Source organism: Cytobacillus sp. FSL W7-1323 (genome assembly GCF_038595015.1).
Taxonomy (GTDB): domain Bacteria; phylum Bacillota; class Bacilli; order Bacillales; family Cytobacillaceae; genus Cytobacillus; species Cytobacillus kochii.
Genome location: NZ_CP151998.1, coordinates 1,035,919 through 1,061,535 on the forward strand (window position 1 = coordinate 1,035,919; position 25,617 = coordinate 1,061,535).

Annotated in this window: 28 protein-coding genes, 1 pseudogene and 2 riboswitches; of the genes and pseudogenes, 19 read left to right on the forward strand and 10 right to left on the reverse strand. The window is 35.8% G+C overall.

Annotation, left to right across the window (positions count from 1 at the left end):
* Positions 1-121 precede the first annotated feature (121 nt).
* Positions 122-340, reverse strand: coding sequence for a hypothetical protein (locus MKX67_RS05390; RefSeq protein WP_233435301.1), 219 nt, complete (start codon positions 338-340; stop codon positions 122-124).
* Between the two features lie 33 nt (positions 341-373).
* Positions 374-550: pseudogene (locus MKX67_RS05395) on the reverse strand (MerR family DNA-binding transcriptional regulator); the annotation flags it as partial.
* A 368-nt stretch (positions 551-918) separates the two neighbouring features.
* Here MKX67_RS05395 and MKX67_RS05400 point away from each other — a divergent pair.
* From MKX67_RS05400 to MKX67_RS05430, 7 genes are all read left to right on the forward strand, one after another.
* Positions 919-1,353 (forward strand): DUF5392 family protein, encoded by a 435-nt coding sequence (locus tag MKX67_RS05400; RefSeq protein WP_095370299.1) that lies wholly within the window; start codon positions 919-921, stop codon positions 1,351-1,353.
* 27 nt (positions 1,354-1,380) lie between these two features.
* A complete protein-coding gene (locus MKX67_RS05405) occupies positions 1,381-1,986 on the forward strand; it encodes a TetR family transcriptional regulator (RefSeq protein ID WP_095370298.1) in 606 nt (201 codons plus the stop codon).
* A gap of 564 nt (positions 1,987-2,550) precedes the next feature.
* A complete protein-coding gene (locus MKX67_RS05410; protein ID WP_095370297.1) occupies positions 2,551-3,048 on the forward strand; it encodes a GNAT family N-acetyltransferase in 498 nt (165 codons plus the stop codon).
* Positions 3,049-3,057: 9 nt separating this feature from the next.
* Complete coding sequence (locus MKX67_RS05415; RefSeq protein ID WP_095370296.1) at positions 3,058-3,363, forward strand: antibiotic biosynthesis monooxygenase; 306 nt, start codon at positions 3,058-3,060, stop codon at positions 3,361-3,363.
* Complete coding sequence (locus tag MKX67_RS05420; RefSeq protein ID WP_095370295.1) at positions 3,360-3,731, forward strand: hypothetical protein; 372 nt, start codon at positions 3,360-3,362, stop codon at positions 3,729-3,731. The genes MKX67_RS05415 and MKX67_RS05420 overlap by 4 nt, the downstream gene beginning before the upstream one ends.
* Positions 3,728-4,378, forward strand: a complete 651-nt coding sequence (locus tag MKX67_RS05425; protein ID WP_095370294.1) for a cobalamin-dependent protein — start codon at positions 3,728-3,730, stop codon at positions 4,376-4,378. The genes MKX67_RS05420 and MKX67_RS05425 overlap by 4 nt, the downstream gene beginning before the upstream one ends.
* Complete coding sequence (locus MKX67_RS05430) at positions 4,365-5,138, forward strand: STAS domain-containing protein (protein WP_095370293.1); 774 nt, start codon at positions 4,365-4,367, stop codon at positions 5,136-5,138. The genes MKX67_RS05425 and MKX67_RS05430 overlap by 14 nt, the downstream gene beginning before the upstream one ends.
* Before the next feature lie 293 nt (positions 5,139-5,431).
* On the opposite strand, the gene MKX67_RS05435 is transcribed toward MKX67_RS05430, so the two are convergent.
* Positions 5,432-6,595 carry a pyridoxal phosphate-dependent aminotransferase gene (locus MKX67_RS05435; RefSeq protein ID WP_095370292.1) on the reverse strand — a complete coding sequence of 388 codons (1,164 nt, stop codon included), beginning with the start codon at positions 6,593-6,595 and terminating at the stop codon, positions 5,432-5,434.
* A 240-nt stretch (positions 6,596-6,835) separates the two neighbouring features.
* A riboswitch (SAM riboswitch) is annotated at positions 6,836-6,946 on the forward strand.
* An 88-nt stretch (positions 6,947-7,034) separates the two neighbouring features.
* Between MKX67_RS05435 and MKX67_RS05440 the strand changes: the two genes are divergently transcribed.
* Positions 7,035-7,859 (forward strand): MetQ/NlpA family ABC transporter substrate-binding protein, encoded by an 825-nt coding sequence (locus MKX67_RS05440; RefSeq protein ID WP_307317105.1) that lies wholly within the window; start codon positions 7,035-7,037, stop codon positions 7,857-7,859.
* A gap of 82 nt (positions 7,860-7,941) precedes the next feature.
* Here the strand turns inward: MKX67_RS05440 and MKX67_RS05445 are convergent, their stop codons facing one another.
* Positions 7,942-8,805 (reverse strand): aminoglycoside phosphotransferase family protein, encoded by an 864-nt coding sequence (locus tag MKX67_RS05445; RefSeq protein ID WP_095370290.1) that lies wholly within the window; start codon positions 8,803-8,805, stop codon positions 7,942-7,944.
* Between the two features lie 88 nt (positions 8,806-8,893).
* Between MKX67_RS05445 and MKX67_RS05450 the strand changes: the two genes are divergently transcribed.
* Entirely contained in the window at positions 8,894-9,079 is a 186-nt protein-coding gene (locus MKX67_RS05450) for a hypothetical protein (protein ID WP_224934926.1), read from the forward strand.
* Between the two features lie 60 nt (positions 9,080-9,139).
* Here the strand turns inward: MKX67_RS05450 and MKX67_RS05455 are convergent, their stop codons facing one another.
* On the reverse strand, positions 9,140-10,351 hold the full coding sequence (locus tag MKX67_RS05455; RefSeq protein ID WP_342488999.1) for an MFS transporter: 1,212 nt from the start codon (positions 10,349-10,351) through the stop codon (positions 9,140-9,142).
* A gap of 17 nt (positions 10,352-10,368) precedes the next feature.
* Complete coding sequence (locus MKX67_RS05460) at positions 10,369-10,812, reverse strand: MarR family transcriptional regulator (protein ID WP_251162876.1); 444 nt, start codon at positions 10,810-10,812, stop codon at positions 10,369-10,371.
* A 228-nt stretch (positions 10,813-11,040) separates the two neighbouring features.
* Positions 11,041-11,244, forward strand: a riboswitch (cobalamin riboswitch).
* Positions 11,245-11,406: 162 nt separating this feature from the next.
* Between MKX67_RS05460 and MKX67_RS05465 the strand changes: the two genes are divergently transcribed.
* From MKX67_RS05465 to MKX67_RS05485, 5 genes are all read left to right on the forward strand, one after another.
* A complete protein-coding gene (locus MKX67_RS05465; protein ID WP_095370286.1) occupies positions 11,407-11,682 on the forward strand; it encodes a hypothetical protein in 276 nt (91 codons plus the stop codon).
* Positions 11,627-12,748, forward strand: a complete 1,122-nt coding sequence (gene mmgD / locus MKX67_RS05470; RefSeq protein WP_251162938.1) for a citrate synthase — start codon at positions 11,627-11,629, stop codon at positions 12,746-12,748. The genes MKX67_RS05465 and mmgD overlap by 56 nt, the downstream gene beginning before the upstream one ends.
* Before the next feature lie 16 nt (positions 12,749-12,764).
* Positions 12,765-14,204 (forward strand): 2-methylcitrate dehydratase, encoded by a 1,440-nt coding sequence (gene prpD / locus MKX67_RS05475; RefSeq protein WP_251162877.1) that lies wholly within the window; start codon positions 12,765-12,767, stop codon positions 14,202-14,204.
* A gap of 13 nt (positions 14,205-14,217) precedes the next feature.
* Complete coding sequence (gene prpB, locus MKX67_RS05480; protein ID WP_224934934.1) at positions 14,218-15,123, forward strand: methylisocitrate lyase; 906 nt, start codon at positions 14,218-14,220, stop codon at positions 15,121-15,123.
* 82 nt (positions 15,124-15,205) lie between these two features.
* A complete protein-coding gene (locus MKX67_RS05485) occupies positions 15,206-15,616 on the forward strand; it encodes a MarR family transcriptional regulator (RefSeq protein WP_251162878.1) in 411 nt (136 codons plus the stop codon).
* Positions 15,617-15,646: 30 nt separating this feature from the next.
* On the opposite strand, the gene MKX67_RS05490 is transcribed toward MKX67_RS05485, so the two are convergent.
* Positions 15,647-16,150, reverse strand: a complete 504-nt coding sequence (locus tag MKX67_RS05490) for a hypothetical protein (RefSeq protein WP_251162879.1) — start codon at positions 16,148-16,150, stop codon at positions 15,647-15,649.
* 139 nt (positions 16,151-16,289) lie between these two features.
* Here MKX67_RS05490 and MKX67_RS05495 point away from each other — a divergent pair, with 139 nt between their 5' ends.
* The 3 genes from MKX67_RS05495 (at position 16,290) to MKX67_RS05505 (ending at position 19,906) form a co-directional block, all read left to right on the forward strand.
* Positions 16,290-17,204: an NADP-dependent oxidoreductase gene (locus MKX67_RS05495; protein WP_251162880.1), complete on the forward strand. Its 915-nt coding sequence runs from the start codon at positions 16,290-16,292 to the stop codon at positions 17,202-17,204.
* Positions 17,205-17,335: 131 nt separating this feature from the next.
* Positions 17,336-18,406, forward strand: coding sequence for an aminotransferase class I/II-fold pyridoxal phosphate-dependent enzyme (locus MKX67_RS05500; protein ID WP_251162881.1), 1,071 nt, complete (start codon positions 17,336-17,338; stop codon positions 18,404-18,406).
* A 384-nt stretch (positions 18,407-18,790) separates the two neighbouring features.
* Complete coding sequence (locus MKX67_RS05505; RefSeq protein ID WP_342489001.1) at positions 18,791-19,906, forward strand: FAD-dependent oxidoreductase; 1,116 nt, start codon at positions 18,791-18,793, stop codon at positions 19,904-19,906.
* A gap of 377 nt (positions 19,907-20,283) precedes the next feature.
* Here MKX67_RS05505 and MKX67_RS05510 read toward each other — a convergent pair whose 3' ends face one another.
* Entirely contained in the window at positions 20,284-21,471 is a 1,188-nt protein-coding gene (locus MKX67_RS05510) for a hypothetical protein (protein ID WP_251162882.1), read from the reverse strand.
* Positions 21,472-21,494: 23 nt separating this feature from the next.
* A complete protein-coding gene (locus MKX67_RS05515) occupies positions 21,495-21,686 on the reverse strand; it encodes a hypothetical protein (RefSeq protein WP_191815185.1) in 192 nt (63 codons plus the stop codon).
* A gap of 232 nt (positions 21,687-21,918) precedes the next feature.
* Here MKX67_RS05515 and cyoE point away from each other — a divergent pair, with 232 nt between their 5' ends.
* Complete coding sequence (cyoE, locus tag MKX67_RS05520) at positions 21,919-22,839, forward strand: heme o synthase (protein WP_251162883.1); 921 nt, start codon at positions 21,919-21,921, stop codon at positions 22,837-22,839.
* 872 nt (positions 22,840-23,711) lie between these two features.
* On the opposite strand, the gene MKX67_RS05525 is transcribed toward cyoE, so the two are convergent.
* Positions 23,712-24,317, reverse strand: coding sequence for a TetR/AcrR family transcriptional regulator (locus MKX67_RS05525; RefSeq protein ID WP_224934948.1), 606 nt, complete (start codon positions 24,315-24,317; stop codon positions 23,712-23,714).
* A gap of 189 nt (positions 24,318-24,506) precedes the next feature.
* Here MKX67_RS05525 and MKX67_RS05530 point away from each other — a divergent pair, with 189 nt between their 5' ends.
* Positions 24,507-25,268 carry an SDR family oxidoreductase gene (locus MKX67_RS05530; RefSeq protein WP_251162884.1) on the forward strand — a complete coding sequence of 254 codons (762 nt, stop codon included), beginning with the start codon at positions 24,507-24,509 and terminating at the stop codon, positions 25,266-25,268.
* Positions 25,269-25,617 lie beyond the last annotated feature (349 nt).

Here is a 25,617-nt window from a genome sequence, read left to right on the forward strand (position 1 = left end):
TTGGTAAGACTTTCACCTCCTATTTTTTTGCTTCATGAATGTAAGTCTCAGGAAGTGACGAGAATTCATGTCTTACCATTACATTGTCCAACTTTCCTATAAGCAATGCCTTTTTATTTGTTTATTTTAAGAGTAAAAGCAATGTTTGAATAAGGGACATACTTTCGGAAGAGACATTTTTCTTAATATACTCCTGACTTGTTACATCAGTCTTGTTTAAATGGGCAAGCACTTCTGAAACATCATCCTTTAACCCATTAATCTTAATTCTTAATTCACGTACATCAATTTCTTCTGCTTCGTGAACATCTTTTTCATCCAACTTTTTCTTAATATCCACTAATGACATACCCTCTGATTTCCATTTTTCAATTAAATGTAATCTTTCTATGGCTGATCCGTCATAATAGCGATAATTTGAAGGAGAACGTTCTGCTTCAAGTAACCCAAGGTTTGTATAATGGTCAATGGTTCTTTTAGTTAAATTTACTCTTTCTGCTAATTCACCGATTTTTAGTTTCTCGTTCCCAATATGATACCTCCAAACTATAACGTTATGGTTAAATTATACTCCTGTCCAGTTTAGTTGACAATAGTTTCGACTTACAAAATAAATCCACTCGTTTTTCAATTGACAGATGACACGTTGTCATTTAAAATTAAAATTAATTATGACACACTGTCATTTTCGGGAGGGGAAATATTGAATACGCCATTAAACCAAATCGTTAAGAAACTTCGTTTGCAAGGTATAAAGGTTTCTATATGTAAAAAGCCACAAGGTTTAAGGAATATGCACAACTGATTTTGGTAACATCGGCATGTATTTACCGGCAGTATTCCCATTAGGTGAGGGGAAACTATAGATAGGGGAAAACCCTATTTGTGATTAAATAAAATAGAAAGGATGGCATTCACATGAATATGAATCCTTTTACTGATATGCCTGTATTTGTTAAGAAAGAAATTGAATTATTAAATGAACGTTTAGCGCCAGCGATGAGAGTTGCTTCTCGATTTTCGTTATTTTCATTTCCGCTTGTTGTTTTCTCAATCATGAATATCATCATTGTTCTTTTCACCATGCCCATGGATGAAAACACTTGGATTACTTTGCTCATCTACTCCATTTTAGGTGCTGTAGGTATGGCTTTATCTAAGGAATCGAAAATCCGCAGAAAAGCAATTGAGAAAACAAGCGTTGATTATATGATCCAACGTATTAATGACAGCAAAATAGCAACTGAACAAATGAAAAAAAGATATATCATAATAATTAATGAGAAGCCTGTTATGGCGCTTGCACAATTCATGGAATTTCTGCGTGAAGAACAGCGCCGTTCCTCGTTTTAGATTGATTCCTTTAGGGAGGGGAGTATAATGCCAAAAATCACTTTTTATAATTTATCAATTGAAAAACGCGAAAAGCTTATCAATGCTGTAAAGCAAGAGTTTTCTCGTGTTCCACTATCGCAAGCATCCATTAGTAATATTGTAAAATCTGCCCGTATTCCAAGGGGGAGTTTTTATCAATATTTTGAAGATAAGGAAGATGCTTTTTTTTACTTGCTAGAAGAGAGAGTAAAAAGGAATCAAAGTGAAGTTTACTTTTTATTGAATAAGCACAATGGGGATATTTTTGAAATGATGATTGCTTTTTTCGAAAAGGTGATTACTGAACAAGATGAGAATCGGAACTTTCTCAAAAATTTATTTTTAAATATGACATATGAAGTGGAACATGAATTTGGTCGAAGTTTCAATGGATATGAAACGAATCAGCAGTTTATCCAATTCGAATCAAAGGTAAATAAAGAAATATTGCATATCTCAAATCAGGAAGAGTTTAAGTATTTAATGAAAATACTTACATCTGTTTTACTAAGGAGTATTATCGAAACATTTTCTAAGGATCAATCAAAGGAAGAAGCACTAAGAAATTTTAAGTTAGAAATCACTCTCTTAAAACGGGGACTTAAGAAATAATCATGAAATGAGAAGTAGTTGGAATGAAAAATTTATTCTTTCGTTTCAACTCTTTTTTTGCTGAATTGCTATTGAATGATCGCATCTATGTGATTTTTTCACAAAATTCCAAAAATATACATAGTGGTGCTATAATAAGAATAGCAATAGTCAATTTAGCCATTATTCCCCGTAGAAGGGGGGTGTTGCTTTGTCAGTTTTTGAGGCATTGGTGTTTGCTTGTACATTTACAAGTTTAATAATGGCTGTGCTACAATTCAAAAACGATGATAAAAAATAATCCACCTCATGTATAGGTGGATGGTGTCAATTGTTCATTGGCTAATGCTATTGCGAGATCGGACGGTGTTGCCGCACCACCGATCTTTTCTAATATATGCCTTTATCTAGTCCTATTATACAATAGAATGATTTTTTGGAACAAGCTTTGAGTAAAAACTTACGTTTGTTTATTTTATGAACAATACCATTCTTGCCTTTGCCTTTTTCTTAACCTCATTTCCTGTTACAATTATAGATAAAATACGTTTAAGGAAATTTCCTTCCTTTTAGTGGGTATTGAACATGAAAATTAGATTATTCTCAAGAAAAGATAGTACACAAATCCAATCTGTTGCTAGGGAGAGTTGGCGTTACGCATATGAAGGTTTAATTCCCGAGCGAACACAGGTTGATTTTTTATTATCTGTATATACTGAAGACGCTTTAATGAGAAGTTTATCTACTTCGGTTTTATTGGTTGCTGAAGAAGAAGGAGAAGTTATTGGTTTCGTTCATTTTTCATTAATAAATATTAAGAAAGAAATAGAATTAGGTGCTTTATATATATTGCCGAGTTTTCACCGCCGAGGTATTGGTACAGCCCTACTAAAAGCGATGTTTGAATATTTTTATGATGTCAATAAAATTACGGTTTCTGTTGTGATGCGAAATGATTCTGCTTTGGATTTTTATCATTCAAAAGGATTTAAACAAGTAGGAAAAATGAATGATTCCATTTTCGGATTTAGTATTCCAACCATTGTAATGGAATGGAGAAGTAACACAAGTCCAAATGTGTAGGGGGAAGTTATGTATACCGTATTCTCAACTTTTGATGTAAATGAAAGTAAAGCAGATGAAGTGATTGAAATATATAAGAATCGTTCACGTTTAGTCGATAAAGCAGATGGGTTCGTCGACTTTATGTTGCTTCAGAATGATAAACGTAAAGGAGAATTGACAGTACAATTAATTTTTGAAACAAAGGAAGATTATTTACGCTGGGTAAGAAGTAAAGATTTTCAACGAATTCATGATCTTGAAAAGAAGTATCCAGATAAAGAATTAGCAGCAGTCATTCCAAAAGTGTCGCAATATAAGGTTGTGGTAAAGTGAGTAAATATGAAATAATCGCAGAAGAAGTAACAAAAAGGATATTTCGAGAAGACCCTACATTAATTGAACGATATGGTGAACGTGGGAGAAATCAAACATTTATTGATAATATGCATCACTTAGATTATTTAAAGACGGCAATGGAATTAAATACGTCAAAGATTTTCACTGACTATGCCCTTTGGTTAAGAGGTATCTTAATTAAATATGGTATGACGACGCAAACCTTGATTGATAATTTTCTTTTTTTAGAAGAGGAATTAGAGAAATGTACGGTGGTAGAAAGTGAAATTAGTTCTGCATATATTGGTTTGTTAGGAGAGGCTGTGTCTATTTTAAGAGATGTTCAAGGAGGCGAGGCACAGTGACGAGAGGAGAAGATCTAGCAGAAATCCTTTTATCTGGAGCTGTTGCTGATGCTTGGGAATATATTGAGCGATTCGATTATTTGACTAATGTAGAAATTTATCAAGATATTATTACACCAGCTATGGTTAATATTGGTCTTAAATGGGAAAATTTTGAGATAACAGTTGCAGATGAACATTTGGCATCTGGAGTTTGCGATTTCATTCTTTCAAGATTAGCTGCAAAGCACAAGTTTAAACCTGTTAAGGATGCACCGACCGCCATGTTTCTTTGTTTATCAGGAGAGCAGCATTATTTGGGATTAAAGATGGTAGCCAGTATATTTGCAGAGAATGGATGGAGAACCAAGTTTTTAGGAGCAAATTTACCTGTACAATATGCATTGCAGGCTGCGAAGGATTGGAAACCAGATGTAATTGGCTTATCAGTTTCGATTGCTACCCATTTACCGGCACTTACGGAATATATGGAAGCTTTTTCTTATTTACCAAAGAAACCTAGGATTTTATTAGGTGGAAGATTGACAAATTTATATGATTTAGCTTCTTTTACCGCTATTAAGCCGGAAATTATTTCAAACTTATATGCTGTAGATAAATGGATCACTGCTTTTAATACGGAGGGGAGGAAAAATGCGATTAATTGATCTACATTTGCCGATACCGTATATACTAGCTAATAAGAATGGTGAAATCATTAGCTATACATCTAAAGCGGATGAAGTCTTTGATTTATCAGAAGGTATGATTAAAAGTATAGTTGATGAAGGGAGTATCTCTAAGTTTGAAAGGGTAGCTGCCATACCAGAAAAGAGTATGAGATTTGAAGCTAATTTAAAAACAAGAAGTATACCGATAGCACTATTTGATATTCATATCAGTTGGGATTTTCAAGGTAATGCGTCCATGCAATTTTTATTCAAAGATGATGATAATGAACCATTAATGGAGAAATTACAGGCCCTACAAAACAGATTAGCAAAGACAGATTTTGAGCTTTATGAGCAGAAGGAAACATTAGAAAAAACATTGCAAAGGTTGGATGAATTATCAGGTCCTTTTATCTCTTTAACAAAAGAGATCTGTTATATTCCTTTGTTTGGCGATATGACGGGCGATAAATTTACAACGATTATGGAGCAAACGCTTGCCCGTCTGTCAGATCATGATTACAGGTGGATACTGATTGATTTAACAGCGGTTGCTAAAGTATATAAAGAGGGAACGAGCGGCTTAGAGCTTTTAATCAAGAGCATTCTTCTAATGACAGGAGGAGAAGTGAGACTCATTGGTATAAATCCGAGTCTAGCAAAAGCACTTCAGCCTTATCAATTAAGAAATGTTGTTCATACGGAACAATCGTTACAAAGTTTTCTTCAATCAGTGATAAATGATCATGCTATATGAACATTTATTAAACTGAGAGCCTACTTGGATAATGTATATGTTTGTACATGTGTTTATAGGTTGGCTTTGTTAAAAGAAAAGATTGTCGGATAACGATACGTTCCGAAAAAACTAAGTAAAGACATATGTAACAATGAAGATGATACCTTGTAACGGGAATGCGAATTTAAAAGGAAGAGAATATGAAGCTTTAGTTCGTTCATAAAAGCCTCCAAGTTACACAACCTAGCCCATAGGAACATAAGTTATACATGTTTCTATGGGCTAGGTTTGTGGCTGCCATACCTCTTATATTAAAATAATTTGAGTTGGCCAATTCTTTCTACTGCCTCAATTAATCGTTCTTCATCGACAAGTAATCCCACCCGAACATAACCTTCTCCAAAGGTCCCAAAGCCTTTTCCTGCGGCAACAGCTACATCAGCTTTTTCCAGTAAGTAGTCAGCAAATTCTTCACTATTGTATCCTTCAGGCACTGGCATCCAAGCAAAAAACGATCCTGAAGGAGACTTGCCGTGCCAGCCAACCTTTTCACAAGCGTTCATGAATGCATTTCTACGTCTCTCATATCGAGCAACAAGTTCGTCTACACTTGTTTGATCCCCATTTAATGCATCGGCTGCAGCTTTTTGAATCGCAGGGAATAAGCTTACATACATATGGTCTTGAAGAAGGTTGATGGCTTCAATGATTTGTTCATTTCCAACTGCAAATCCAATTCTCCACCCAGCCATATTATATGTTTTTGATAATGTATACATTTCAATACCAACGTCTTTCGCTCCGGCTGTGGCTAAGAAACTTTCAGGTTTCTTTCCATCAAAGCCGATAGCACCATAAGCAAAATCATGCAAGATGGTAATGTTGTTTTCCTTAGCAAAAGCAACAGTTTCTTCAAAAAATGTGGAATCAGCTGTCGCGCCTGTTGGATTATTAGGATAATTCAAAAATAGTAGGCGGGCATCCTTTTTTTGTTTTTCTGTAAATTGCGAGTAATCAGGTAGAAACTGATTTGCTTCTTTTAAAGGAAAGGTTTCGTATTTTACATTTGCCAAAACCGCACCAGATTCATAATCAGGGTAACCTGGATCTGGTAAGAGCATTAAATCTCCCTCATTGAGTAGGCATAATGGAATTTCTACTAAACCTGCTTTTGCGCCAAAAAGGATAGCTACTTCTTTTTCAGGCTCAATTTCTACCCCATATTCACGCGCATAAAAGGAAGCGGCGGCCTTCTTTAATTCATTAATTCCTCTAAAAGGAGAATATTTATGTGTCATTGGGTCTTCTGCAGCTTGCTGAAGTGATTGTACAATATGTGCAGGTGTTGGCTGGTCGGGATTGCCTTGTCCTAGGTTAATAACATCTCTGCCTTCAAGTTTTGCAGCAGCAACTTTTTGAACAAGGGAAGCAAAAAATTGTTGAGGTAATTGCTTCAAACGATGCGATAATTCCATTTTAATCCACCTTCATTCATTTAATCTATATACGAACGCATTTTATAACCAAAAAGACAAATTGTCCAGTTAATTTTATATAAAAGGAAATATTCGATTTCCTTTTTTGTTTTAAAAGAATAAAGGAAAGGTAGTTGGATCACTAAACCCATTTTCTTGGGAGATTGGATGTAGCATTATTTCGAACATTGACAAAAATAAAAGAGAGTAGTAATATCATATCATAAAAATTAAATGAAAAGCTTATCCAGAGAGACTGAGGGACTAGGCCCTATGACGTCCGGCAACCCCCAATATTGGGAAGGTGCCAATTCCTGCAGAATGATATCCATTCATTCTGAAAGATAAGGCGGAATAAAACCAATGCCTCTTTCAGATGATGAATAGTGGCTTTTTTTATTGGTTAAAATTCTGGTTACAGCTATGGGGAGGAAACATAATGAGAAAGTGGCTAATTGTTTTATTCATTGCAACTGTTTGTTTACTAACAGCATGTGGCGGAGGTTCAGACACGAGTGGAGAAAAGGTGGATGAAACGAAAGAACTAAAAATTGGTGCTACTGCCGGTCCTTATAGTGATATGTTGAAAAAAGCTATTGTACCTGGTCTAGAGGAAAAAGGATATAAAGTAACTGTCGTAGAGTTTAGCGATTATATCCAACCTAACAAAGCTTTAAATGAAGATGATATACAAGCTAACCTTTTCCAACATACAATTTACTTGGAGAATTTCGAGAAAGAAAATAACATGGACTTAGCACCATTAATTATTGTACCAACAGCCCCAATGGGGATTTACTCGAATGTGTTTAATTCAATTGATGAGATTAAAGACGGTGCAACCATTGCTATTCCAAATGACCCAACGAATGCAGCACGCGCTTTAAATACGTTAAATGACGAAGGTCTAATTACGATTGATGAAAACGCCGATCCACTAACAGTATCTGAAAAAGATGTGAAGGAGAATAAAAAGAATTTAGTTTTTCAACCGATTGAAGCAGGACAATTACCAAGATCTCTTGAGGGGGTGGATCTTGCTGCAGTTCCTGGTAACTTTGCGTTGGCAGCCGATATGGACTTATTAAGTGCATTAGCACTAGAAAATATGCTTGATGATTATCGCAACGTGGTTGCAGTTAAAGCAGACTTTGAAGATAAACAATATGCGAAAGACTTAAAAGAAGTGGTTGAGTCTGCAGAATTTGAAAAAATTATCGACGAAGAGTTTCAAGGATTTGGAAAGCCAGCGTGGATGGAATAACGAAGTAATAATAAGCAAGAAACCGGACAAAATTATATGGATTTGTCCGGTTTCTAATAATAGTTGTAGAATACTGTTAAACTTATCTGTGCATAATTTGTATTTTGGTCATTCCTGTACTTATGGATTGTCGAACAACTTTTTCATCCTGGTCATTGACGTTTTTCAACCATTTGTGAAATATTGGTTGTAAGCCGTAAAAGGAAGTGACTCTTCTATACATTTCATCTTTATTGAATTTTGTTTGATAAGATGCGAGAGCTTCTTTGGTGAATTGATCTCCGAAATCCCAATATAGCCCTGCAAAGTCAAACGCCGGGTCCCCTATTTGCGTATCTGTAAAGTCTATAATTCCTGATATTTCCTTTTTGCTTGGATGATAAAGGATATTGGCACTTGTTAGATCACCATGAATCACCACTTTTGCTTCTTTAAATTTTGACACCGCTAAAAACATTTTATCAATTTCTTCTTTTTCTGCGTCTTTTAAGAACGGAAATATTTTTTTAATCAGGGCTTGATGTAATTGCGCCCAATAATTTTCACTATGTAGTTCTTCTATGTTACATTTCTTTGCTTCATCTATATCCAGACGATGTAATTCTGTAAGAAATGTTCCTAGCCGCTTGGCTTCATATAAAGGAGGAGTAATCAATGAATGAGATAATGCTTGTCCTTTAATGAAGTGGTAAAAAACACCAATCATTTGTCCGTCTTTATTATAAAATGGAAGATAATTTGGTATTTCAATAATGGAAGAAAGATATGAGAGCTGGTGAAGTAGCTTTATTTCCTTTTTTATTTTCACTAATACTTGTTTTGTTTTTGGTATTCGGATGACATATGTTTGATTGACAATATAAATATGATGATCCCAACCAGAATGATTGCTTTCAATCTGTATTTCCTGAAGATGCGGGAGATGGTTTTTAATTAATTCCTTCATGGAACAGTCTCCTTTTTATTATTTTGTATAAATCGTTTTTTTGAGGGGGAAAATAGGCGAGACATCTTATAAAAGGGGAGTGAATGCAATGGAAAAAAAGTATGATAATCAAGTGGATGAGAAAATTATTGCTGCTCAAAATGAAGCTCAACAATACAATCAAATGGATACAGAATTAGAACAGTCAGAAGAAGTACAAGCAGCAATGGAGAAAAGTTATGAATATGAAGTGAAGAATCAACAACCGACATATGAACCGAATAAACCATTTTAATTAGAAAGAAGAGACTTCCATTACTTGGAGTCTCTTCTTTAATTATAGCATACCTTAATTTTACATTGATGCTGTTTGATGTGTCTGTTTACTCCCAGTGTGTTCGATTCGTCCATAAACTAAAAAGTAAAGAATAATTGAAGCAATCGACACAATCCCCATGTAAATGTATAACATACTGTAGCCTGTAATAGGAATCAGTAAACCTAATAAATAGGGTCCAAAACCTAAACCACCATCGAGAAAGATAAAGAAGGTAGAAGTAGCTAGCCCCATGCGATGGGGTGGCGTTAATTTGACCGCAATCGCTTGTGTACAAGACTGCATATTACCAAAGCCTAAGCCAATCAAAGCCCCCGCCACTAATAGCATAACACCATTTGCTGAATTACTAAGTAAGAATAGACCTACGCCAAATAAAATGAACGCTGGATACATCACATAATTTGCCCCTTTGCTGTCCATTAACCTACCAGTGAAAGGGCGGGATAGTAAGACAGCAATGGCATAGACAAAGAAGAAAAAGCTAGCAGCACTTACTAAGTCCTTTTCAATTGCATAAAAGTTAATAAAAGACAAGACGCTTGAATAACAAAATGCGACTGTTAATGTGACGAGTGCAATTGGAAGTGCCTTTGGTTCAATAAAGCTAGATAATTGAAAACCAGATGATTGAAATTGAGCTTTCTGATCTTCAGTTAACTCTTTCACATTCACCGTTAACCCGATAAGTAGGCCAATAATACCAAGAATCAAACAAAAAATGAAAATCGTATGAAAAGTTGTGTATTGACTCATTAACATACCGATAAAAGGTCCTATTGCCGTCGCTAAAGTATTACTCATACTAAAATAGCCGATTCCTTCACCTTTCCTTGTTTGCGGAATAACTGAAGCGACAATTGTACCACTTGCTGTACTTGCCATCCCTAATGTTAAACCGTGGATAAAGCGGGTAATAAGTAAGAAATTGACATCAATTTCAATAAAATAAAGACTTGTTGATAAACTAAATAATAGTAAGCCAATGATTAAAGTCTTCTTCCGTCCAATACGATCAATATATTTACCTATAAACAATCTTCCTACCAATGTTCCTATAATAAATATGCCAGTAACTAAGCCAGCTTGGCTGGCGGTTGCGTGATGTGCTTCAACGGCATACACGGCAATTGTAACCATTAATAAATAAAACACTAATGTTAGAAAAAAGTTTACGGAAGAAACGGTGATAAAGTCCTTGGTCCATAATTTTTCTTTTGTTGAACTCATTTTCTTTTTCTTCCTCCTTACAAATTGCTTTTAATACTATCAAAAATACGAATACATTCTTCTTGTTCTTCAGGTGTGATTCCCTCTAATATTTCCATTTCGAATTGATCAATCGGAATGCGGATTTTTTTGTATATGTGCTCACCTTCGTTCGTTATTTTCATTTTCTTTTCACGTTTATCCATGCTTGGGATTTTTTCTACATATCCATATTCCTCAAGCTGATTTATTGTCCTCGTGACTGTTGGCTTTTCAACACCTTGATACGCAGCAATCTCTACTAAAGTTGTTGGACCAAAATGGTAGAGATAATAAAGGATTGTCCACTGTGCCCGTTGTAATTGATGTTTCGTTAATAAGCTGTTTAGTCTATTCTCAAAAGGGCGATAAAGCATCATAAAGTGATGAAAGAACCTTTGGCTAGCAATAATAATATTCACCTCATTTAAAATAGTTATCAATGGTAACTAATATACTATAACAAAAAGCCGTCTTGTCTGTCTATGGGCGATAGCTTTTTTTCTGTAAAATGGTAAATGTTATGTTAAAATTGTATTTCTTTTAAGATATGTTTGTAGGCGACATTTAAATTGTTATAATAAAAAGTGTTAATTTTAAAGTGAAAAGTAGTGCGATTAAGAAAATAATTGTCAATTTTCTAAAATATTGATATATTTAAATAGAACAACTTAATATTTTCAAAAATAGGTGTAAATAGAATGCTAGCTTGTCTATTTACTTAAAAGGGAAGTACGGTTGGATTCCGTCGCTGTCCCGCAACTGTATTTGCGAGTGATATGAAAGATACCACTGTTTCCTAAAATTGGAGATGGGAAGGTTTCGTATCATGTTGACCATAAGCCAGGAGACCTGCCTGTTTAGTGTAAACATCAATTCCTACGTGGATATAGGAGGTGTTAAGTACGGGTAATGAATACATGCCAAGGTCGCATGTTTATTTTAGTATTCGTTTGAACTTAACAACTTCTTTCTAGAAGTTGTTTTTTTAATGGATTGATATGGTAAAAAGGTGAGCAAGAACGGAGGAAAAAGCTTTGTTTGGAACCGTTCCTTATTATGTGAACATAATGAAATCAACGATCATGATGAACAGCTATTCTGCTGAGAGTTATAGTTTAAGAAAAGTATTAGATCAGTATAAAGAAGACATCCGAACACTCTCTGTAGAAGAAGAGAAGATCCAAATATATTTAAGGAATGCTGAAAGGGCTTACAGCATTGTCAGGCACGATGTAATTGGATGGGAGGAAAATGATTGTGAGCATGGAGGAGAAGTATATACCAGGGTTAGAGGGAATCATAGCTTCTGAGACCAGCATCTCATTTTTAGATACTGTTCATGGAGAGATTGTCATAAAAGGTTATGACTTAATTCAACTTTCAAAAACGAAAAGCTATTTAGATATTATCCATTTACTTCTAGAAGATCAATTACCAACAGACGAGGAAAAAACTTCATTAGCTAATACGTTAAAGTCCTATTATGAAATACCGACGGCCGTCATGGAGGTTTTTACTCATTTGCCAAAAGGAACACATCCAATGGATGGGCTCCGCACTGGCATCTCGAGCTTGGCTGGATATGATACGACCTTAGAAGATAGGTCGAAGCAAGCAAATAAAGAAAGAGCTTATCGCCTACTTGGAGGAGTTCCGACAATTGTAGCTAACAGTTATCGTATATTACAAGGTCTGGAGAGAATTGAACCGGATAAATCCCTATCGTATAGTGCCAACTTTTTCTATATGTTAACTGGTAGAGTACCTTCCGATTTAGAAGAAAGAGTATTTGACCAGTCATTACTTTTATATAGTGAACATGAAATGCCAAACTCAACATTTACAGCAAGAGTAATTGCTTCTACACAATCCGATCTATTTGGAGCGTTAACGGGTGCAGTTGCAAGTTTAAAAGGTAGCTTGCATGGCGGTGCGAATGAAGCGGTTATGTACATGTTGAATGAAGCGGAAAGTGTCGCTGGCTTGGAAGGCCTCTTCTATAAAAAACTATTTAAAAAAGAAAAGATTATGGGCTTTGGTCATAGAGTTTATATGAAAAAAATGGACCCAAGAGCATTAATGATGAAGGAAGCTCTACAGGAGTTATCCATACAGTATGGAGATGATTCGTTGCTTCGAAAATGTGAAGCAGGAGAAAGAATCATGGAGCTAGAGAAAGGGCTATACCCTAATTTAGATTATTATGCCGCACCGGTTTATGGCATGTTAGGGATTCCTATCCCACTTTACACACCGATTTTCTTTAGTGCAAGAACGGTTGGTTTATGTGCCCATGTCATTGAACAGCATGAAAACAATCGCTTATTTAGACCGCGGGTCATTTATTCAGGTGCACGCCATACCTTACCAAATTGAGGAGGATTACGAGTAAATGCTGAAAACGAATGAAAAGGTTGAAACCGATGCTATTTTAACGAAAATTGCTGATTATGTATTGGATTATGAAATAACAAGTGAAGAGGCTTATCGCACAGCACATTATATCTTGCTCGATACAATTGGTTGTGGAATATTAGCGCTTGATTATCCTGAATGTACCAAACTACTCGGTCCTGTTGTGCCAGGAACGGTTGTACCTAATGGAACAAGAGTCCCTGGTACATCATTTGAATTAGATCCTATTAGAGGTGCATTTAATATTGGCTGTATGATTCGCTGGCTGGATTACAATGATACATGGTTAGCTGCTGAATGGGGGCATCCTTCTGACAACCTTGGTGGCATTTTGGCAGTTGCAGATTATTTAAGTAGGCAACGTCTTTCAGTGGGTAAAGAGCCAGTTAAAATGATTGAAGTCCTGGAAATGATGATCAAGGCTCATGAAATTCAAGGAATATTAGCGCTAGATAATAGTTTAAATCGCGTGGGTTTAGATCATGTACTGTTTGTTAAAGTGGCAACAACTGCTGTTACGGCAAAGATGCTTGGTGCAACAAAAGAAGAAGTGATTCATGCATTATCACTTGCATGGGTGGATAATTCTGCATTAAGGACATATCGTCATGCGCCAAATACGGGCTCAAGAAAATCATGGGCTGCTGGAGATGCGACAAGTAGGGGTGTTCAGTTAGCTATGATGGCTGTGAAAGGTGAAATGGGCTATAACAGTGTCTTATCTGCACCTAACTGGGGATTTGAAGACGTTCTGTTTAAAGGGCAAAAACTTACCCTACAAAGAAAGTTCAGTGCTTATGTAATGGAAAATGTATTATTCAAAGTTTCTTATCCGGCGGAATTTCACGCGCAAACTGCAGCAGAGTGTGCCGTTTCACTTCATCAAAATGGTGATGTAGGTGATTTAAACGATATCGATCGAATTACGATTACCACACATGAATCAGCGATTAGGATTATCGATAAAACAGGTCCATTACATAATCCAGCTGACCGCGATCACTGTATTCAGTACATTACAGCAATTGGTTTATTAAAAGGAAATATTCGCGCTGAGGATTATGAGGATGATGTAGCTAGCGACCCCCGAGTAGACAGCTTACGAGAGAAGATGGAGGTTGTGGAAGATCTGCAATACTCGAAGGATTATTTAGATCCGAACAAGCGCTCAATCGCTAATGCTGTTCAAATCCATTATAAAGATGGAACTTCTTCTGAGAAGATTGAATGTGAATATCCATTAGGTCACCGATTCCGCCGTGACGAAGCGATTCCAAAAGTATTGCAGAAGTTTGAGTATAATATTAAAACTCATTTTTCTAACAAGGCACAAACAAGCATTGCTGGAGCTGTTTCTGATCAAGAAACGTTAAAAGAGATGCCAGTGAATGAATTTATGAATTTATTCTTAATCTAGGAGGGGATGCAAGATGGCATGGATTGTTCATAAACCTGTGACTCAACAAGATTTAGCTGAGCAATTTCGTTCAAAAATGCTAGATAAGAATATATTGCAAATACCTGGGGCACATGATGCAATGGCAGGCTTAATGGCCAAACAAGCAGGCTTTCATGCTTTGTATTTATCAGGCGCTGCATATACGGCAAGTAAAGGACTGCCAGACTTAGGTATGGTTACATCTGCTGAGATGGCAGAGAGGGCGAAAGAAATTATTCGAGCAACTAATTTACCATTACTTGTTGATATTGATACGGGGTTCGGTGGGATATTAAATGCGGCAAGAACAGCTGTGGAAATGCAAGAAGCTGGAGTGGCTGCTGTGCAGATAGAGGATCAAAAGTTACCGAAAAAATGTGGCCATTTAAATGGAAAACAGCTAGTAACATCAGAAGAAATGATACAAAAAATTAGAGTGATTAAAGAAGTTGCCCCTCATTTAATGATAATAGCAAGAACAGATGCACGAGCGGTGGAAGGACTTGATGAAGCGATTGAACGAGCGAAAGCATATGCAGAAGCTGGAGCGGACGCTATTTTCCCGGAAGCATTAAAAACGGAAGAAGAGTTTAGTCTATTTTCACAAGCGATTTCAATTCCTTTACTAGCAAATATGACTGAATTTGGTCAGACTCCCTACTACTCAGCGGATGAATTTTCACAAATGGGCTTTCAAATGGTTATCTACCCTGTTACTTCATTAAGAGTGGCAGCGAAGGCATATGAAAACGTTTTTAATATCATTAAAGAAACAGGTTCACAAAAAGATGCGCTTGCTAATATGCAAACAAGAAAAGAACTATATCAAACAATCAGCTATGATGATTTTGAAGAATTAGATGATACATTAGCAAAAACAATATTGACAGAAGAATAATTGTCTAGGCGTTCGGTTATACAGCCGAGCGTCAATCTTCCTTAATTATTTTACTTCATAAAAGATTAGGAGAAATGAAAAAATGAACGCAAGGAATGAAATGATTATACAGCATCTTATTGGGGAAATGGCCAGCAATAAATACTTTATTAATGTGTTATTGCATAAAAAAGAAACGCTCAATGATAACCTTATTTGGCTTATGATGAAGTTGAAAAAACGTGGTGAAATGAAAATCACGGATATCTCTACAGATTTCTATATGTCCCCAGCAGCTGCAACGAATATGAGTGATAAATTAAAGGCACTTGGCTATGTAACTAAAAGTAGAGCACATAATGACCGTCGAATTGTTAGTGTTCGTTTAACACAAGAGGGAGCGTTCTATATTAATGCCTTATTTAATGCCTATTCGTATGAACAATTATGTTCTCTTCAACAGCAAGTATCTACCATTAATACTTCTCTTGAAAAAATAGCAAAAATTATCTAATGGTTTTTTCCCGAATAAAAGAGGATAAGGTCATTTAACAGTAAGTTCTGTTTTACTCACCTTATCCATTTTTATATGATCTTTCGGATATCGTTCATATAATAATTGGAAGCCGTAATTAATGAATGAATAGGCGAAAGCAGAAATAAATAATGAAAATGATGTGAATTTGTACAGTTTATAATGACCAATTTTTTGAAAGAAAGCATTGAAAGGATAGGCAAACAAAAGGTCAATAATTAGATTAAGCCCGACATATCGAAAAAACTTTCCGTATGTTAAATGGAACACCCAAATATTAATTGTAAAAAATGGCCCCAATATAAAGGCAATTGAATCATAAACCATATATTTCCTTCCGCCCTTTACTCTCCACCATTTAAAAACAAACGATAATAATGTTTCAATTAAAAGGATGCAAGAGCAAAATAAAGTAACAGGAAGAAACCTTTTAATTGATTTACCAGGAATAAAAAACATCGTTCCCCATAAGATGATGGCATTAAATACACGAAAGAAATTAGCTGCACTCAAGTTTACCCTCCTCTAAAAACCTTATTATCATTAGAATGTGATACATCAATAAAATTATGTGTGCAAGATGTATTTTTAAGAATATATCTAGTTGGTAAAAATGAACAATATAAAAAGAAATAATAAGCGGAGGCATTCTATGAAGGGAATTGGCATTCATCAATTTGGCGATATTCACCAATTACGTGACATTGTATTAGTAACACCACCAGTTGGTGATGACGAGATATTAATTCAAATAAAAGCGAGTGGAGTGTTAGAGAGTGATTGGCAATTAAGGTCTGGGCAATGTTTGAGCGACAATTTTAACTTACCGATCATTCTAGGAAGTTCCGGAGCAGGAATCATTAAAGCAATTGGAAAAGACGTCTCCCAGTTTAAAATTGGTGACAAAGTTTTCTTTCTAACAACTATTTCTGCATATGGTACATATGCCAACGAAACGATAGTCCCATCATCTCATGTTTGTCTCATGCCTCATAATTTAACATTCATTGAATCGGCTGCTCTATTAGAAAGTAGTATAGCGGCATGGCAAGCAGCAGTAGAGGGGAGGGTGAGGGAAGGAAGCCGTGTTCTAATTTTAGGTAGTCAAACGAATGTAGCTTTGATGCTCATTCAAATATTAAAGGCAATGGGAACAGTGGTAGGCATACTTTCCGAAGATGTAAAGCAGAAAGATGTAATCCATATTGATGGGGATTGTCTGGATCCTATTTATAAGCAACGACGCTTTGATCTACTAATTGATACAATTGGACAAAGCTATCCATATTTAAGTGCGTTAAGGTGGTTGAAGCCAGAAGCAGAAGTGATAAAATTCACTAAACCGAAATATCAAGTCGTTGATAAAGAATGTTTGTCAATAAAATATATTACTACATACTCAATTAAGAAGGGGTTAGAACAGATAAAACAATTAGTAGAAAAAGGTAATCTAACCCCAGTTTTGGCGCATGTGTATCCGCTGAACATTGAAGGTATACAAAAAGCCCACATAAAAAAACAATATGGTCACTGTCAGGGGGAAGTAGTTGTCTGCCATAGAGGATAAAAGTAGTTAAGATTTTTTGGAGTTTGATAAAATAACTACAATCTTTTCGTAACGCGAAGTTCTTAACTATCAAACACCTCTAGGCATGTTATAATAATTCATGAAAATTCAGAATAAGGAGGTCGCTACCTTTGACACTATTGCAAGATATTTATCAAAAATCACTCTACACTTTAAGCGGTCATGGAGTGCGACAAGTGGAAGTGCTTAAAGAAGCCTTCCGACATGTCCAGGAAGATGTTACAAGCGATATATACGGCGAAGGTCAAATCATTGCAGAATTTGAAAAAAAGATGGCAACATTATTAGGCAAAGAAAAAGCAGTCTTCTTTCCGAGTGGAACGATGGCGCAACAAATTGCTCTGAGAATCTGGAGTGATAAAAAACAATCAAAAAAAATTGCCTATCATCCATTAAGTCACCTAGAAATTCATGAACAAGATGGCCCTCAGATGCTGCATCAATTTGATGTAACATTCGTCAGTGAAGAAAGTAGACCTGTAGGGTATGAAGAGATTAGTCACTTAGATGATTCGTTCGCTGCATTGTTATTAGAGTTGCCGCAGAGAGAAATAGGTGGGTCCGTGCCCCCATTTTCAGAACTTCTGCAAATGGCGGATCATTGCCGCGAAAATAATATTAAACTACATTTAGATGGTGCGAGATTATTAGAAGTGCTGCCCTATTATGAAAAGAGTGCTGAAGAAGTAAGTGCATTATTTGACAGTGTATATCTTTCTTTTTATAAAGGTGTAGGTGGGATCGCTGGAGCAATTTTAGCCGGTGATAAGTCTCTTATTGAAGAAGCAAAGGTTTGGAAAAGAAGGTTCGGCGGAGACCTCATTAGTCTTTACCCTTATATCATTCCAGCAGACTATTATTATGAAAAAAGAAAAGATAAAATGAAGCGATATTATGAAATATCACGATTTTTCGCTGAGCGATTTAATCAAATAACTGGTTTACATACAAAACCAAAAGTACCCCAATCAAATATGTTCCATCTTTATTTTGAAAAAGACATCGAGGATATAGAACAATTGTTGAAAATGGTGTATGAGGAATGTGGTGTGGGTATCACATCTAGAATTCAAGAGAAAGATAACGAGTATTTTGCTGAAATTAGTTTTGGTGATGCAGTTACGGTGATACCAGAAACAGTAATAGAAAAAATGTTTTTAACAATCAAACAAAATATATAATTCTTATTCATAGAATGAGAGAAAAAAATATATGCAGGAAAGCAAAAAGCTGCTTATGCAGGCTATTAGGAAGAAATATTGATGACTCCCTTTTAGGAAAAATATAGAAACGCAAGAGGCGATAGATATGAGAAGAAAGACAATGCTATCAATGTACTGAAAGGTGAGTTTTCTGAAAAGTAAGCTTATCAAGATTGAAAATAAAAAGATGAGAAGGATAAGTAGAACTTTAAATGATATCAATGGACATTCCTCCTTCTATAAAATTTGTAATGGATCTCTGAAGTAGCCTTTATATTAGTATATGTATACATAAGGAATCTTCTCAAAAAAAGGGTACCGTTCATCAAAAAACGGCAAATATCACAGTTTGATAATAAGGAGATGTTAACAATTAAGGTGATCATTATCGGATCAGGCATAGTTGGAGCGAGTGCTGCTTATCATTTAAGTAGAAACGGCATCGATGTTACAGTAATTGATGCGAACCATGAAGGTAGGGCATCTGCTGCAGGAGCTGGCATTGTTTGTCCATGGATTACTCATCATAAACATCCAGATTGGTATACATTGGCTCGAAGGGGAGCTTTGTATTATGGAGAGCTCACTAAAGAATTGGAACATGATGGTGAAAGGGATATCGGATATAAACAGGTTGGTGCACTGGCGATAAGCAAAGAGGATGAGGTAATAAAACAATTTCAAGCGGAGGCAATGAGCAAACGGGCTGCAGGTACGCCTGAGGTAGGAGATATTAAGCGCTTATCAGGGGAGGAAGCACGAGGTTTATTCCCACTATTGAATAGAGAGTATCAAGCACTTTATGTGAGTGGGGGAGCTAGGGTAGATGCACATTTACTTTGTCAAGCGATGCACAGAGCCTCTTCCTTACATGGGGCTCAATTTGTAGAAGGCAAAGCAAGTCTTACTCTAAAGAATGGGCATGTAGTCGGGGCAGAGGTAAATGGGGAATTATATGCGTGTGATCAGATCATTGTAACGACTGGCGCATGGACAAATGAGTTGCTTTCACCCCTTCATTATTCTATTGCTATTAAACCGCAACGTGGACAAATTATCCATTTCGGTGTGAAGGAACATATTACTTCAGACTGGCCAGTTGTTATACCGGATTCTAGTTACTATATGCTTGCCTTTGATGATCAAAGAATCGTTGTAGGTGCAACGAGAGAAACGGGGGCAGGATTTGACTATCGATTGACAGCTGGAGGAGTGAAAGAAGTGATTGAAGCAGGACTGGAGATGGCGGCATCATTAGAAAATAGTTCAATTTCCGAGATGCGTGTAGGTTTTAGACCAATGGGACCCGACACCCTTCCGTTATTAGGAAAACTAGAAGGACATCCTAATGTCACTATAGCAACAGGCTTGGGGCCGTCAGGGATAACAATGGGTCCTTACATAGGCGTAGTAGCTAGTGAAATCGCTTTGAATCATACTTTACCATTTGATCTTACTCCTTATGACCCCTTAAGATAATGAATGATGTTTTGCCTTGGTCATTGTTACCAAGGCAATTATTTTTGGAAAGGATGAGGTTTGTGATTTATAAAAAAGAGATAAAAGGTCAAGTTATAGAAGTGAAAATGGAGTGGACGGAAGAGTAGAATTTTCGCTTGAAATAATCTCCATGTAATCTGCCGTTCATTGTAAGTGGAAATTGATTGCGTGAAAATATAAAACTTATGGTATGTGTAGCTTAAGAAGAAAAAGTAAACGGGAGAATTGCCTAAAAAGAGGATGGAATCCGAGCGGAAAAAGAATTAGGCGTCATTCGCTAAGGAAAAACGCGCTAAAGATGATAGGGGATAAGGGGAAGAAAATTCCACAAAATTTGTTCGATATTGATTCATAGGTTAATTACTTAATATGATATGGATGTTATTACCCACTTGCTTGATCTCTCCCAAAAAATGGCCAATCCCTTCTATAAAAATGCCATCTATTGTCTGTTCCGGAGGATGATCAATGACAAATTGTAGCTGTAACACATCGTTTAATCCATTTTCTGTTAAGGCTAATACAGGTTGTGAAAAATATATGGACTGCTCTTGAAGACGTATGGTCATACCGTTTTTATGAAGGAAGTTTTTATGCGATTGTATGATATTCATAGGATCAAATTGTTGAATCCGGCCTTTGCCTATCAATGTAAGAAGCAACCCATTTGTTTTTTTAAAACTGCTAATTTCAATTTCTTTATTCATTTCAGCTTCCCGAATAAGATTGTCTAAGGAATATGCCAGATGCATTTTCTTTGGTGCTCTAGCTATTGGTTCAAATTCTTTTTGTAAGATTTCATAAATAGTTAGTTGATGTTCAAATAATTCTTCTTTCCATTTTGGAGAGAATTTCTCAAGTAATAAACAGATAGCTAAACCTGAGGGATAGCAACTATGTCTTATACTATTTGTCATAATAGAGTAGTCTGTTAATGACTTTAAATAACGCTCAAGTACCAGTTCATCTGTTTGATTGACGATATCTTTATATGCAAGGAATTCGATAAAAAACGCCGGTCCTTCAATTGTTTCAATATGGCTTTCATACTGAACCAACTCATTGTACTGCTCTTTTCTTTTTTCTCTCCAATATATGAAGGCTTGAATCGCTTCTCTTTGTTTATTGATATTCTTAATACTTAATGCGCGGTTAAGACACTCTCTTTCTTGGATTCTCCATTGAATATTTTCTCTTTCAAGAGGATAAGCAATTCCTACTAATTCATTGGGGAAACGTTTTTCTTTCATATGATATTGATGGCAATGAAAAAGCTCATGAATAAGGGTGGCGTATACTTCCTCTTTATTAAGATTATTTATGTCGACAACGGCTGTTGCTTCATTTTCGAAAATTATTGAGGTAGAGCCCGTAAATTGATTGTTCCATGGGAGAATGACTTCTTGACCATTAAATTGAGGATGCTGATATAAATAAACAGATTCATGATTATAATAGGCATAAGGTGAAGCGATAAAATGTGGCCAATAGTTTGGGAGTATTGTATGAATGGTAGTCACTTCAGTTAATTGTTGGTTAATCATAATCATCTCCTTCATCAGAAGTATTAGTAAATGATAATATATAAACCTAGTGCAATAATAGATAGGATAATCAGGATAATATATATAAGTGAAAGGTTTCTACTGTTTTTCTTTGTAGAAGATCGGTAATTGTCATCACTGCGACTTGTCAATAATAAAGTACCAACAATAGCAGCAATGAGTAAAAAGATTATAATGCCGTATAATACAGTCATGAGGTTCTCCTTTTCTCATACTTTTCAATCAACAAGGGGTATCTAGTCAAATGTCTTTCTTATGATTATAATGGAAGAGGTTGTATTTTTATAGCTATAAATTGTCACTTCTTTTTGAAGATATTGTGAAAAGGTTTACTTAAAAAGTTATAAATACTTTTTTAGTGTTACAATATAATTGAAATTTCTTATGGAAGGGAAAGTTCCTCTTGTTATGGAGAAAGGTATTAGCATGAATAATTCAATGCAGCAACTTGAAAAGCGTCAACCAATTACAAAAATTCTAGCTGCTACCATTAAAACAGGGATTATTAAATCCAATTTGTTTCCAATGTTCGCAGGGTTAACGCTCGCCTTATATACGTATGATTATGGTATTTTAGACAAGATACCAGAAATATTATTTGCCTTATTTGGTTCTATTTTTATTATCGGCTCTGCCGGTGCTTTTAATAATATTTATGATAGAGATATTGACTCTATTATGGAGCGTACGAAGACTAGACCTACAGTAACAGGAGATATCACTACTAAATCAGTGTTAATTTTAGCGACAGTGATGGGATTAGTAGGTATTATTTTGTTATCATTAGCAACTCCGCTAGCAGGATTGCTCGGTTTTTTAGGTTGGTTTTTTTATGTTGTACCTTATACTATGTGGACAAAAAGAAGAACCATTTATAATACGGAAGTTGGGAGTATCTCGGGAGCGATGCCTCCTTTAATTGGATGGGCTGCTATTCATCCAGATATTTTACACCCGGCAATATTAGGGCTATTCGTCATTCAAGTTATTTGGCAAATGCCACATTTTTATGCGATTGCCATTCGTAAACATGATGACTATAAAGCGGCAAATGTACCGATGTTACCTGTTGTAAAAGGAATACGTCGCACCTATTTACAAACAAATGTCTATCTTGTTTTGTTAATTTTAACAAGCTTTTTATTTTGGCCATTAAGCCCTGGGTTAACACTCGTATCATTGTTACTTGGTATTGGTTGGTTAATTCTTAGTATCTATGGTTATAAAAAGATGGATCCGAAGAAATGGGCAAACGCTTTATTCGCCTATTCACTTATCCATATGACAGTCCTTTTTTCAACTGTGATTATTTATTCTTTAGTTGGGATTATTTTTAATTTGAAGTAATTAAGTATGCGATCTTAGCATCATTTGAACTCGAACAATACAGTGTTCGAGTTTTTTTATTTGGTGAGCAAGTTGGGCAGTGGACAGTTCGATGTTCGTTCTTGCCAGTTCGCATGAAGTGCATGTGATGGTGATCAGAATAGGGGGGAACGCATCGCATCAAAAATACGTGGTGAGGTTAAAAATTTGATAGGAAAAGGCAAGAAACGCGTCAGAAATTCGTGGTGAGGGTAAATTTTGATAGGAAAAGGTAAGAAACGCGTCAAAAACTCTTGGCGAGGGTAAAAATTGATAGGAAAAGTTAAGAAACGCGTCAAAAACTCGTGGCGAGGGTAAAATTTGATAGGAAAAGGTAAGAAACGCGTCAAAAATACGTGGTGAGGGTAAAATTTGATAGGAAAAGGTAAGAAACGCGTCAAAAATCTGTGGCGAGGGTAAGATTTGATTGGAAAAGGCAAGAAACGCGTCAAAAATACGTGGTGAGGATAAAAATTGATAGGAAAAGGTAAGAAACGCGTCAAAAATACGTGGCGAGGGTAAAATTTGATAGGAAAAGGTAAGAAACGCGTCAAAAATACGTGGCGAGGGTAAAATTTGATAGGAAAAGGTAAGAAACGCGTCAAAAACGCGTAGCGAAAGAAAAATTTGATAGGAAAAGGTAAGAAACGCGTCAAAAATCCATGGCGGGAGAAAAATTTGATTGGATACCTGACGAGGAGGCGACTAAAAGCAGTGTCAAGTCGCCGAGTTATTTACTTTAACCATTAAGTAGATCAGATGCTACCGGATCCTTCTCGTGAGCGAATTGAATTTTATTCATCAATACATGGTTAATGGCATAAGAAAAGTAGCGCCCTGCCTTCCGAATGTTTTTAAGGTTTTCTTGCTTCCTTTTGTTTAATATTAACGATTGGCAGCTTAGAGGTATAATTCAGCATTTCTATCAATTGTTCGGTCATATGCGTCGGACTATATTTAAAACCTCCTTTTACCCAGGAAATAATAAGTCCATAGAGGCCATATACATGATAGTTTGTTAATAATTCATGATTAATGGCATTTGGGATGTGATCAAAGCCAATTTCATCATAGGAAAGCTGTGTTAAAACGGAAATAATCTTATCTTGAAATCCAGAGAGTGCGTGAGAATGTATCATTACTGAATAGAAACTTCCGTATTGATATACATGTTCAAAAATCTTTACACTTGATGTTGTTAAATCTTCAATATGTAATTTTCCAATGCCGATATATGGTTCGCGATAGCTCCGAATAAGGTCATCAAATATATCGTTGGTTAATTCTTCTAGTAATTCTTCTTTCGTCTGAAAATGCTTATAAAAGGTGCCGCGATTTAAATCCGCTTTTTGTACAAGGTCAGTCACTGTAATTTTTTCAAACTCTTTTTCAGCCATTAAAGTAATCAGAGCATCTTTTAGCCCTTTTTTAGATTTATGAATTCTTCGATCATTTTTCATCAACAATTCACCTTCCCTTTGTTGATTAACTTTTATTAATATACAAGTGATACCCAATGTATTTATTATTGAACAAATGCTATCTGTTTTGCATATTGTTACTTAAATTATAGAAGATTAAACTGAAAGAGTACAAACTATTTTGATAGCGCTTTAATGAAGGTGCATAAATGAAAGGGGTAATTTTCTATGAAACTGAAAGATCAAGTAGCCATTGTAACAGGTGCGGCATCTGGTATGGGAAAAGCAATTGCTGAGTTATACGCAAAAGAAGGTGCAAAAGTGGTTGCTGTCGACTTAAATAAAGCAGGTGTAGAAGCGGTTGTTGAAGCTATTAAAACGAGTGGTGGACAAGCACTAGCTCTTGGAGTAAATATTGCTAAATTAGATGAAGTTGAAGGGATGATTGATGCTGCTGTAGAAGAATACGGTACATTAGATATCTTAGTGAATAATGCAGGTATTATGGATGCAATGGAACCTGTAGGAGACATTACAGATGAAAAATGGGATCTTATCTTTGATATCAATACAAAAGGTGTGATGCGAGCTATGCGCAAAGCTATCCCGATTTTCCTTGAAAAAGGAAAAGGCGTGATTGTAAACACAGCTTCAACAGGCGGTTTAAACGGTGCGCATGCTGGGGCAGCATATGGAGCATCTAAGCATGCAGTTGTTGGCTTAACAAAAAACACTGGTTTTATGTATGCAAAAGAAGGAATCCGTTGTAATGCTATTGCTCCTGGTGGGGTGGCTACAAATATTGGGACTGCATTAAAACAACCGAATGAATTTGGTATGAGCCGTACGCAACTAGCATCAGCGGTGATGCCACGTGTCGGAACACCGGAAGAAATTGCGAAAGTGGCTTTATTTTTAGCTTCTGATGAATCGAGCTTCGTGAATGGTACGGTCATTACAGCTGACGCTGGCTGGACAGCAGCATTTTAATATACTATTTATACTTGCAGTTATAATTCCATATGTAAATGAAACCCAAACTCAACGTGTTTGGGTTTTTTTATTGATAAATTATCTCAATCTCTTGGTTCCTGTGATATTTTTTTTAGGTTCTTATTGAGTGATTCTCTTTTAATGGTATATGAACTGATTATGACTTAAAACGTGTTTGTTTTACAGCCACCTTTAGATGAAAGGGAATCAAAGTTTCCACCTAAACTACAACAATGAAAGCAATTTCATCATACGGCATCCCAATGCTCCCATTGCTTGTGATAAACTAAATATAATCAAAATGGAGAGAAGTGTTCGAGATGAAACAGGAAGTAATTATTAAATA